General features: G+C 36.6%; 9 protein-coding genes. 3 read left to right on the forward strand and 6 right to left on the reverse strand.

Features of this window, described 5'->3' with window-relative positions; genetic code table 11:
- Positions 1-16: 16 nt before the first annotated feature.
- The gene (locus ILT06_RS18970; protein ID WP_064473975.1) at positions 17-1030 is read right to left on the reverse strand and encodes a molybdopterin-synthase adenylyltransferase MoeB; all 1014 of its coding nucleotides are present in this window, start codon (positions 1028-1030) and stop codon (positions 17-19) included.
- A gap of 17 nt (positions 1031-1047) precedes the next feature.
- Positions 1048-2061, reverse strand: a complete 1014-nt coding sequence (gene moaA, locus ILT06_RS18975) for a GTP 3',8-cyclase MoaA (RefSeq protein WP_064473976.1) — start codon at positions 2059-2061, stop codon at positions 1048-1050.
- Between the two features lie 278 nt (positions 2062-2339).
- On the opposite strand from moaA, the gene ILT06_RS18980 reads away from it, so the two are divergent.
- Positions 2340-3032, forward strand: a complete 693-nt coding sequence (locus tag ILT06_RS18980) for a Crp/Fnr family transcriptional regulator (protein ID WP_000013863.1) — start codon at positions 2340-2342, stop codon at positions 3030-3032.
- Positions 3033-3125: 93 nt separating this feature from the next.
- On the opposite strand, the gene narI is transcribed toward ILT06_RS18980, so the two are convergent.
- From narI to ILT06_RS19000, 4 genes are read right to left on the reverse strand one after another with little or no spacing between them, the layout of a single operon-like run.
- Positions 3126-3815 carry a respiratory nitrate reductase subunit gamma gene (narI, locus tag ILT06_RS18985; protein ID WP_000969205.1) on the reverse strand — a complete coding sequence of 230 codons (690 nt, stop codon included), beginning with the start codon at positions 3813-3815 and terminating at the stop codon, positions 3126-3128.
- A gap of 17 nt (positions 3816-3832) precedes the next feature.
- Positions 3833-4363, reverse strand: coding sequence for a nitrate reductase molybdenum cofactor assembly chaperone (narJ, locus tag ILT06_RS18990; RefSeq protein WP_000814221.1), 531 nt, complete (start codon positions 4361-4363; stop codon positions 3833-3835).
- A 19-nt stretch (positions 4364-4382) separates the two neighbouring features.
- Complete coding sequence (gene narH / locus ILT06_RS18995) at positions 4383-5858, reverse strand: nitrate reductase subunit beta (protein ID WP_048561721.1); 1476 nt, start codon at positions 5856-5858, stop codon at positions 4383-4385.
- Entirely contained in the window at positions 5848-9531 is a 3684-nt protein-coding gene (locus ILT06_RS19000; RefSeq protein WP_222655367.1) for a nitrate reductase subunit alpha, read from the reverse strand. Before ILT06_RS19000 ends, narH begins: the two co-directional genes overlap by 11 nt.
- Positions 9532-10008: 477 nt before the next feature.
- On the opposite strand from ILT06_RS19000, the gene ILT06_RS19005 reads away from it, so the two are divergent.
- Together ILT06_RS19005 and ILT06_RS19010 are read left to right on the forward strand one after the other, a co-directional pair.
- Positions 10009-10509 (forward strand): hypothetical protein, encoded by a 501-nt coding sequence (locus ILT06_RS19005; RefSeq protein ID WP_044797210.1) that lies wholly within the window; start codon positions 10009-10011, stop codon positions 10507-10509.
- Positions 10510-10624: 115 nt separating this feature from the next.
- Positions 10625-10966: a hypothetical protein gene (locus ILT06_RS19010; RefSeq protein ID WP_064473978.1), complete on the forward strand. Its 342-nt coding sequence runs from the start codon at positions 10625-10627 to the stop codon at positions 10964-10966.
- Positions 10967-11335 lie beyond the last annotated feature (369 nt).

The following is an 11335-nucleotide window of genomic DNA, read 5'->3' on the forward strand; positions in this document are numbered from 1 at the left end:
GCAACGTTCTTTCTGTTCATCCTATATATTTTGCGTATAATCGTTTTGCTATTTTCACATCATTTGTTCCATGAATAAATGCCCTACCGTCTGTAAATAAAACGAAACGATATTCATCAATTAGAAATGATAGTAAGTAAGGCGTTTTTTGGACATGTACACTTTTTTGTAATCGTTTTTGAATTTCGTTTAAATTAAGATTTCTCTTTATTCCTGAACGGATTTGAACTGTATTCCGTCCGCATAACACTTCCGTTTTCATTTGTGCTTCAAATGTTAAACTTGGATACGTTCGTGATTTCCCACAAGATGGACATGTACTTTTTTTCTGTCTATTTACTTTTAATGAGAGATATTGATTGTTCCAAATATCAAATGATAACATCGTTCCTCTTAGCGACTCATAATCATCCACCAATATTTTCATCGCCTCTGTCACTTGGTGCGCAACAACCATCTGTACAGCTGGCTGAATAATTCCGGCTGTATCGCATGTTGCACCGCCCATAGGATGATCCATTAGACAGCGAAAACATGGTGTTTTCCCAGGAAGAATTGTATACGTTACACCGTAACTTCCAATGCATCCTCCGTATATCCAAGGTATATTTTCTTTTTGTGAGATGTCATTTATAAGTAGGCGCGTATCAAAATTGTCAGTCGCATCTAATATGAGATCTACTTCTTTTGTTAACTCTTCTATTTCTTGCATTGTGACATCCGTTACAACTGGTACAATTTCCACTTCAGAATTAATCTTTCTTACATGTTCTGCCGCTGCAATTGCTTTCGGTTTAGACTGCTTTGCATCTTCTTCTGTATATAACTGTTGCCGCTGTAAATTACTCCATTCGACGTAGTCACGATCGGCAATTGTCAATTTCCCAATTCCCATCCTAACGAGCGCTTCCGCATTTGCAGCTCCTAGTGCACCCGCACCGATTAGGAGCACTTGCTTTTCTCTTATTTTTCTTTGTCCCATTTCACCAATTCCAGAAAACAATACTTGCCTTGAATATCGCTCTTGCATAGAGAATCCTCCTTTCACTATCCGCCAATGTAAGACATTTCAACTTTTGGACGTTTATTTGTACTTTCCACCGTTCTTTCATCTGAATATCGATCTGTTCTATATCGCCATGTATGTTGTAAAATTTTTAATAGTGAGGCATCCGAAATATTTTCTCGAAGAAGCGTTCGCAAATCCGTTCCTTTTTCTCCAAATAAGCACGTATAAAACTTGCCGTCTGCCGAAATACGAGCTCTCGTACAAGAAGAACAAAATGACTCAGATACTGAAGTAATAAATCCAACTTCGGCATCGCTCCCTACATATCGATACAATTTCGCAACTTCGCCAAAGTAACGAGGTTGAACAGGCTCAATCGGATATACGCGATTAATCTTCTCTATTAATTGTTCCTTCGTAATAACTTGTTCAAAATTCCATCCGTTCGTACTGCCTACATCCATAAACTCAATAAAGCGGAGCTGAATTTCTTGTTCTTTAAAATAACGAGCCATATAAAGGATTTGACTATCATTCATTCCCTTTTTTACGACCATATTTACTTTCACTTCTAATCCTGCAGCCTTTGCTGCTTCAATTCCTTTTAATACAGGTTTTGTACTTACATTTCTTCCATTGATTTTTTGGAAGACGTGATCCTCTATCGCATCTAAACTAATATTTACACGTTTTAATCCCGCGTCTTTTAACTCCTTAGCTTGTTTTGCTAAATGAATACCGTTTGTTGTGAGCCCAATATCTTTTAAACCTTCTATCTTTGCAAGTCTTGCGATTAACTGCGGTAAGTCTTTACGCAATAACGGTTCACCGCCAGTAAGCCTAATTTTATTGACTCCCATACTTATAAATAATCGTGCTAATCTTTCTATTTCATCGAACGTTAATAAAAACTCTTCCTGTAAAAAAGCGTAATCAGGTCCGAACACTTCAGCGGGCATACAATATGTGCACCTAAAATTACAACGATCAATAACTGAAATACGTAAATCTTGAAGTGGCCGCTTTAAAGAATCTTTCATTTTCTCGTGCATCTATATCCCTTCTTTTCTACTGCAATCCTTAGTAAGTTTTCAATTTTTTATTTGCCTTTATTATAAAAAAGAAGCTACATATTCAATGTGACATTTCTCACATCACTTTCCCCATTCAAAAAATTTTCACAAATCCGTTCGAATTTTGTTCACATCTTCAGTCTCTCCTCCTTACGGTCATTGAAATTTCACTTTATTTTTAAAATAGCTCTTGCATTTCCAGCATATTTACACTCAAAATAGGAAATGTATTGCTTATAAGAAGAAAGGTGATTGCTGTGGCAAACAGTATGACATTATCTCAAGATTTAAAGGAATTACTTGCATCTGTTGAATATAAAATGCAGATTAAAAAGGGGAGTTTTATTTTTCAAGAAGGTATGGAAGCAACAGAACTCTATATCATCCACTCAGGAAAAGTACAAATTAGTAAACTAAGTGCTGACGGGCAAGAATTAACACTCCGTATTTGTTCGGCATACGACATTATTGGAGAATTAACATTATTCACGGACAATGCGAAGTATTTATTAAATTCAAAATGCCTTGAAGATGTTGAAGTAGGAGTAATAAAGCGTGAAACCTTAGAAAAAGCATTACTCCAAAAACCCGCACTTGTATTTGAATTTATGAAATGGATTAGTGAACATTTAAGAAGAATGCAAACGAAGTTCCGAGATTTAGTATTACACGGCAAAAAAGGTGCCCTGTATTCTACTCTCATACGAATGACAAATAGTTATGGTGTGTTAAAGGAAAATGGTATTCTCATCGATTTACCATTAACGAATCAAGAACTTGCTAATTTCTGTGCAACTTCACGTGAAAGTGTAAATCGAATGTTAAATGAATTAAAAAAGCAAGGCACAATTTCTATTCATAAAGGAAAGATTACAATCCACGATTTACAATTTTTAAAATGTGAAATTGCATGTGAAGATTGCTCTGCCTCTGTTTGTAGTATTGATTAGCATCTTATTTAGATACTTATACCTATAAGGAAAGCCGAGGTCTCCAATTAGATCTCGGCTTTCCTTATAAATTACTAAACATATAAAACTAAATCATTTTTTCAATTCATTTGGAATACGTCTTCTGTAAATCACATAACTACGGCTTAAATATTTAATTGGGGCACTAAAAACATGTACTAGTCTTGTAAATGGCCATACTGCGAAAAGCCCCATCCCTGCGAGAATATGAATTTTAAACCATACAGGCACTTCCATCATATATTCAACTTTCGGTTGGAAAATAAAGAGACTTCGGAACCACGGACCGATCGTTGTACGATAATCAAACCCTTTTGAGTCGATGTTTAAAAAAGTTGAAGAAAGTCCTGCTAGCATTACGATAAGTAATAAAATAAGCGCAATATAATCTCCCTTTGTACTCGTTGCAATGATGCGTTTTACTGTTACACGGCGGTACGTTAATATAATTAAACCGATGATAGAAGCAATACCTGCCGGAAGTCCGAAACTAATTGCTATTATGTGATACATATGCTCCGAAATACCTATTGAACGATAAACAGCCTCTGGAATTAAAATCCCCATAACATGACCGCCAATTACGAACATGATCCCAAAGTGGAATAATAGACTTCCAATTCGTAGCATTTTCTTTTCTAATAGTTCACTAGATTTTGATGTCCATCCAAATTGATCATAGTTGTATCTGAAAATATGTCCACCGATAAAGATCGCAAAAATGATATAGGGAAACAATACCCATAGAAATTGATCCATCATTTTGACAACTCTCCTTTCTAATTTGTCTGTACACCCCATGTATCGATAGCGAGTAGAACAGCCGCAAGAATCGGTTCATACATACTACCTGCTTCTTTTAACTGAACGTGTAATGCTTGTATGTTCTCCTTGTATTTACTCATAATTGGTTCACTGTCTTGCTCATTTGCATTTGCAAAAAACTCGAGTAATAACGGTAAATAATCAGGTAGTTCTTTATCTGTTACTTCAAAACCAGATTTTTTATAATGCTGCTTTAACTCTAGTAATTCAATACCTCTTTCTCTTTGTTCGCCGGTGTTCATATAAGTTAAATACATATTTGTCTTTTTACCAAAATCAAATGTATATACGTAACAGTCAATTAATTGATCATCCATTTTATCCAGCGCTTGCTTTATAAATGCTGTAAGTGATGCTTTAACGTCTTCCTGTTCAATCGCTTCAATCTCTTCTTGCAATTCAGTTAAAGCTTCTCTCCACCCGAGTTCCGGATAGGAAAGAAGGAATGAAGAACATGAAAAAGCAGTTTGTAAACTTTGTTTCATATTTTTCCGCCCCCATTATTTAAGAAATTGTCGTGCAAGAGCCTGGGCCACCTGCGAAAGATAAACCACAGCTTCCTTGTTCGTTATATAAATCTGCAACTTGCTCGCGGTGAGATGTCGGGATGACGAAGCGATCTTTATATTTCGCGATAGCAAGAAGACGATACATATCTTCTACATCTTGTTTCGTTAAGCCAAGTTCTTTTAATACCGATTCATTTGGTTCTTTATTAATTTGCAATGCTCTCATATGTGTTCGCATAACAGCCATTTTTTTCAATGTAAGACGAATATGTGATTCATCTCCTGCAGTGAGTAAATTCGCTAAATATTGAATTGGAATACGCATATTATCAATAGCAGGGAAAATCTCTTCTGCTTGCCAGTTACTACCTTTCCCCTCCACCATGTTCATAATTGGGCTAAGCGGCGGGATATACCAAACCATCGGCATTGTACGATACTCTGGATGAAGAGGTAGAGCGATTTTCCAATCAATAATCATTTTATAGATTGGTGACTGTTGTGCCGCTTTAATCCATTCTTCAGGAATCCCTTGTTTTTTCGCTTCAGCTGCTACTTCTGGATCATTTGGATCTAGGAAAACAGTAAGCTGAGATTCATATAAATCTTTTTCATCTTCAACAGACGCCGCTTCTTTTACTTTGTCAGCGTCATATAGCATTACCCCAATATATCGAATACGTCCTACACATGTTTCCGAACAAATTGTTGGCATACCCGCTTCAATACGCGGGAAGCACATTGTGCATTTTTCAGCTTTATTTGTTTGCCAGTTAAAATACACTTTTTTATACGGACAAGAAGATACGCAAAATCTCCAAGCACGACATGCATTTTGATCTACAAGGACAATCCCATCTTCTTCACGTTTATACATCGCACCCGATGGACACGAAGATACACAAGATGGATTCATACAGTGTTCGCATATGCGCGGTAAATACATCATAAAGACATTTTCAAAATCCGTTTTAATTTCTTCTTCCATTTTCTTTACGTTCGGGTCTTGCAATCCTGTTATATGTCCGCCAGCTAAATCATCTTCCCAGTTTGGACCCCATTCAATTTTGTCGATAAATTCACCTGTAATTGCTGATTTCGGACGAGCAACTGGCTGATGCTTACGCTGCGGACTATTTGTTAACGTTTCATAATCATAGTTCCAAGGTTCAAAGTAATCATCAATTGTTGGTTGATCTGGATTGTGGAAAATATTCATAAGGCGCTTCATTTTTGAACCGGATTTCAGTTGAATTTCACCATTTTTCAATTCCCAGCCGCCTTTATATTTCTCCTGATCTTCCCATTGCTTCGGATAACCAATTCCCGGTTTCGTTTCTACGTTATTGAAGTACATATATTCAGCACCTGGACGATTTGTCCAGGTGTTTTTGCACGTTACACTACAAGTATGGCAGCCGATGCATTTATCTAGGTTCATTACCATTCCGACTTGTGCTTTAATCTTCAAGCCAATCTACCTCCTTCAGTTTGCGAATTACAACGTTTAAGTCACGCTGGTTCCCTGTTGGACCATAATAGTTAAATCCGTAGCTTAATTGGCCATATCCACCAATCATATGTGTCGGTTTCACATGAATACGGGTTGGACTATTATGCGTTCCTCCGCGGGTGCTTGTTAATTTCGTACCAGGCACGTTAATGTGACGATCTTGTGCATGGTGCATAAATGCCATTCCCCTTGGTATACGGTGCGTTACAACAGCACGTGCTACAACAACTCCGTTACGGTTAAAGCACTCAATCCAATCATTATCTGCAACGCCAGCTTCTGCAGCGTCCTCTTTATTCATCCAAACAGTTGGACCACCTCTAAATAGCGTTAACATCGGTAATGAATCGAAATACATACTATGAATTGACCACTTATTATGTGGTGTTAAATAGTTTAAAGTAATTTCTTTCCCTTCTACTTCAGGCCGTGATTTACGGAACGGCTTATGTTGCAGAATTGGTTTAAATGTTGCCATCGTTTCACCAAATTCTTTCATCATGTCATGATCTAAATAGAAAGATTGTCGACCAGTTATCGTTCTCCAAGGAATGAGACGTTCTACATTTGTAGTAAATGGTGAATAACGGCGTCCACCTTTTTCTGAACCTGTAAATGCTGGAGAAGTAATTACTGTTTTCGGCTGCGCTGTAATTTGTTCGAATGTGAAGCATTCTTCTTCACGTTCTTCTGCTAAATCACGTAGTTTTAAATCCGTTTGTTTTTCAAGTGCTTCCCATGCTTTTACAGCCATATGACCGTTTGTTGTAGAAGAAAGTGTTAATACCGCTTCAGCAGCATTAATTGCTTCTTTTATGTCTGGGCAACCTTTCGCAATAGAATCCGTTCGAACGACTCCTAATCGGCTCTTTAATTGCTCATATTCTTTTTCCGCAGACCAAGAAATCCCTTTCGTACCAATTGGCTGTTTTCCGGTATTTGGTCCTAGCGCAGTCATTTTGTCATAAATCGTTTTATAATCCCTTTCGACAACATGAATTTGTGGCATCGTTTTACCTGGGATCGGTTCACACTCACCTTTGCTCCAATCTTTAATCTTGCCAAGTGGTTGCGCTAATTCTTGTGGTGTATCGTGAAGAAGTGGTGTTGCAACAACTTCTTTCATTGGTTCAAGATCTATTTTCTTCGCTAAATCAGACACAGCTTTAGAAAGAGAAGTGAAAATGTCCCAGTCAGAGCGTGCTTCCCACGGTGAACCGATTGCTGGATTAAATGGATGTACAAATGGATGCATATCTGTACTACTTAAATCATGCTTTTCATACCAAGTTGAAGCAGGTAAGACGATATCAGAATAAAGCGCTGTTCCAGCCATACGGAAATCTAAATTAATGAGTAAATCTAACTTCCCTTCTGGTGCTTCTTCATGCCACTTTATTTCTTCTGGTCGTAACGAATCACTATCGTCATTCATTAATCCGTTCGTTGTACCTAACAAATGTTTCAAGAAATATTCATGCCCTTTACCAGAACTTGAAATTAAATTTGCACGCCATACGAATAAGTTGCGCGGGAAGTTATTTTTATTATCAGGATCTTCAATCGCAAATTTCAGTTCTTTATCTTTTAATTTTTGTGCAACGTATTTTCCGATTTCTTCTTGCGTTGTTGCACCAGAAGCAACAGCTTCTTTATATAATTCAATCCCATTTTTCTCGAATGTCGGATACGAAGGTAACCAGCCAAGTCGCGCTGCTAATACGTTGTAATCACCGTGATGTTGATAACGAGAGTTGCCTTCCACTGGTGATGCTAAATGTCCAACTGGTGTATCTTCATAGCGCCATTGATCTGTTACGAAATAGAAGAAAGATGTACCGTTTTGTAATTTTGGTGGCCCTTGCCAATCTTTTGCCATCGCGATTGTTTGCCATCCTTCTGCTGGACGTAATTTCTCTTGACCAACGTAATGCGCCCAACCACCGCCGTTTACACCTTGTGCCCCAACGAGAAGAACAAGATTTAAAACGGCGCGATAAATCGTATCAGAGTTAAACCAATGGTTAATACCAGCTCCGACAATAATCATTGAGCGACCATTTGTATCAACAGCATTTTGTGCGAACTCACGAGCGATTTGAGTAACAAGCTCTCGTTTCACTCCTGTCATTTTCTCTTGCCAAGCAGGAGTAAACGGTACATCATCATTGAAGTCTTTCGGCTCTTGTCCGCCAAGCCCTCGGTTCACACCGTAATTTGCTAACGTTAAGTCGTATACAGTTGTAACGAACACTTCGCCTTCTTCTGTCATAACCTTTTTCACTGGAATTGTACGTTCTAATATTGTATTTCCGTCATCAGAGAAGTATGGAATTTGCACCGTTTCAACACTATCTTCCATTCCAAGTAAAGATAGACGTGGTTCAATCTTTTCACCTGTTTCTTCATCTTCTAAACGTAAGTTCCATTTCTTTTCGTTATCCCAACGTGACCCCATTGTGCCGTGAGGTGTTGCAAAATCATTCGTGTTCTCGTTCCAAAGTACAGGTTTCCATTCTCCTAACTTCGTTTCGCGTCCAATATCAGAAGCGTTTAAGAAACGATCTGCAACGAATTGATTCCCTTTTTGTTTCAATGTGACGAAGAAAGGAAAATCAGTATATTGCTTCGCATACTTTGTGAAGTATTCCACTTGATTATCTACGTAAAATTCTTGTAAGATTACGTGCCCCATTGCCATCGCCAGTGCACCGTCTGTACCTTGTTTCACACTAATCCAATCATCCGCAAACTTTGTAGACTCAGCGAAATCAGGACTTACAGAAACAACTTTCGTTCCTTTATATCGAACCTCTGCTAAAAAGTGAGCATCTGGTGTTCTCGTCATCGGTACATTTGAACCCCATGTCATAATGTAACCAGAGTTATACCAATCACTACTTTCTGGTACATCTGTTTGATCACCCCAAATTTGCGGAGAAGCTGGTGGTAAATCTGCGTACCAATCATAGAAGCTAAGCATCGGTCCCCCCATAAGTTGCATAAAGCGACTACCAGCTGCATGACTTAACATCGACATAGCTGGAATTGGTGAGAAACCAACATTTCGGTCTGGACCGTATTTCATTACTGTGTATAGTAAAGAAGCTGAAACGAGTTGTAATACTTCATCCCAATTCGCACGAATGAATCCCCCTTTACCACGCGCCTGCTTATACGTACGTGCCTTTTCAGGGTTTTCCACAATGCTTTTCCAAGCGTCTAATGGTGACTCGTTATTTTGCAGTTCTTCTTGCCACATATTCCAAAGAACACCACGTACATATGGATATTTCACACGAAGCGGGCTATAAATGTACCAAGAAAAACTTGCTCCACGTGGACATCCTCGCGGTTCAAAATCAGGCATATCAGGACCTGTAGTCGGATAGTTAAGCTCTTGTCCTTCCCAAGTTACAATTCCATCTTTCACATATATATTCCAGCTACATGAACCAGTACAGTTCACGCCGTGTGTAGAACGAATTACTTTATCGTGCTGCCAACGCTTTCTGTACACATTCTCCCATTCGCGATCTTCATATGTTTCTTGTGTATGATTATCGTTATAACGATCTATTGGTGAAAAATATTTTAAACGTCTCATTAGTGCTGAAGGTTTCTTCTTCATACTGTTCACTCCTTTAATACGTCTCTCTTACATACCCTTACTATAAGAGAGGTTGTAAAATTCAGATGTGACATTTCGCACAGTTCAAGAGATTGTCAAAAATTCCGGAAAAAATATAAAAAAGTGAAAATCTAATCATTGTGGAGGGCTCACATCCTTCACTGACTGTTAAATTACTTCCTTGCTTCTAGCAAAGTTTAAGATGAAGTACAGATAATAATGAGCTTGCAAAAAATTTCTTATATAATAGAGGAAGTAATTTGGGAGTAGTTAAATTTGGTATACCTAAATCGTTAGATGAGTTAATAAATAAAAATACAATACTTTAAATCCACCATATCAAGGGCAACTATCCTGAAAATAGTTGAACAAAAAACGCAAGGAAATCCATATGAATTGTCAGCAACTTGGATTGAATCAATAGAAGAATAAACCAAGAATGGCAGGATTTTAAGATAATAATACAAGGAGTATATTATGAAATTAGAACCGCTTTATGCAGAAAACATTATAGTAGCCGTCATATATAAAAATGAGTTTAGATGGTATGTAACAGATAAAGAACTATGGTTTTTAGATTATAATAAATTAGATAATGCATATAAAAATTTAGGTATAAGCATTGAAGATAATGACGAAACGGAAGAAAGAAATGGAATAAAAGTATTAGATCATGAAAATGTAGAAGTATTTTTAGTAAGGATTAATCAATATAAAACAACTAAAGAAGAATTAAATTATTTACTACTTGAAAATATTAAAAGGAAAAATGCAGGAGAAGATCTATTAGATTTTAGTCCAATCTTATTAATTAACTTTGATAATAAAATACTATATTCAATGTTTCCAGAACCGGCATCATACGAAAACTATGTACCAAAAGATTGGAGTGGTACATATGAAGATTTCACTGAATTCATACCTACATCAGAGAAATATTGGATAGATAAGTTTAATAATAATCTACTTTTACTATAATTTAAGTAGGAAATAGTGATGATAGTATAAGAATTTATTACCTTAATAGAGCTTATGAGATTAATAGAGAAGTAAATAGAGTCACTAAAGCCAGAAATAAAGGAGTAAAATAGTCATGAAATATCCATATAGTTTTGAAGTGCTTAACAGTAGTGATTTAGTTATGAGACTTCCTCAAGAAATTAAACTTGTTGAAACTTTTTTAGGAATTGAAGTTACATCTTTTGGAGATTGGATTTTAGAAGAAATACATAATGTTTTAAACGGAGAAAAAAATTATATAGTAGTAAATGGCAACATTTGCAGTTTAGAAATTCGGAACGACACAACTACTGTGTTAGACAATTTAGCCGAAGATGGTAAAGGAGAATATTGTGAGATTGAAACAATGGAATTGGTAGAATTAATTCATATTTGGTTAAATAAACGAAAAGAATATAAGAAAGATAAAAAATAAAGGAGTGTAATAATTTAAATAGCTGGCCTCTTCATGAGAAGTCGACTTTATTTTTTATTCATATACATTTTATTCACAAGGCGTATTAATATATGTTCCAAACTTTACGCGTAGGGTTTCCTACGCTATTTATTTTGCTCATTGAGGTCAATCTTTCCTTCTCCTCTTCTACTTTTACCGACGATACTATTCTATATCAAGACATATTTCACATAAAAAGAGAAATCATTATTTACCATATTGCCCTTAGTTACTGAAACAATTATACTAGATGTAACCAGAATAAATAATCTGAATATTCTTAGAATTAAAGGTAATAGTTTTATACTCGCACATAGAGAGGTACGTTCTATTTTTCACCAAATAGAT

This window comes from Bacillus sp. 17RED48 (assembly GCF_019837545.1).
GTDB classification, from domain to species: Bacteria; Bacillota; Bacilli; order Bacillales; family Bacillaceae_G; genus Bacillus_A; species Bacillus_A wiedmannii.

What these genes read in the sequence shown, in the direction of transcription:
- ILT06_RS19000 (WP_222655367.1), bottom strand. Translation starts at nt 9,531, where the DNA reads ATGAAGAAGAAACCTTCAGCACTAATGAGACGTTTAAAATATTTTTCA.
- ILT06_RS18970 (WP_064473975.1), bottom strand. Translation starts at nt 1,030, where the DNA reads ATGCAAGAGCGATATTCAAGGCAAGTATTGTTTTCTGGAATTGGTGAA.
- moaA (WP_064473976.1), bottom strand. Translation starts at nt 2,061, where the DNA reads ATGCACGAGAAAATGAAAGATTCTTTAAAGCGGCCACTTCAAGATTTA.
- narI (WP_000969205.1), bottom strand. Translation starts at nt 3,815, where the DNA reads ATGATGGATCAATTTCTATGGGTATTGTTTCCCTATATCATTTTTGCG.
- narJ (WP_000814221.1), bottom strand. Translation starts at nt 4,363, where the DNA reads ATGAAACAAAGTTTACAAACTGCTTTTTCATGTTCTTCATTCCTTCTT.
- ILT06_RS19005 (WP_044797210.1), top strand. Translation starts at nt 10,009, where the DNA reads ATGAAATTAGAACCGCTTTATGCAGAAAACATTATAGTAGCCGTCATA.
- ILT06_RS19010 (WP_064473978.1), top strand. Translation starts at nt 10,625, where the DNA reads ATGAAATATCCATATAGTTTTGAAGTGCTTAACAGTAGTGATTTAGTT.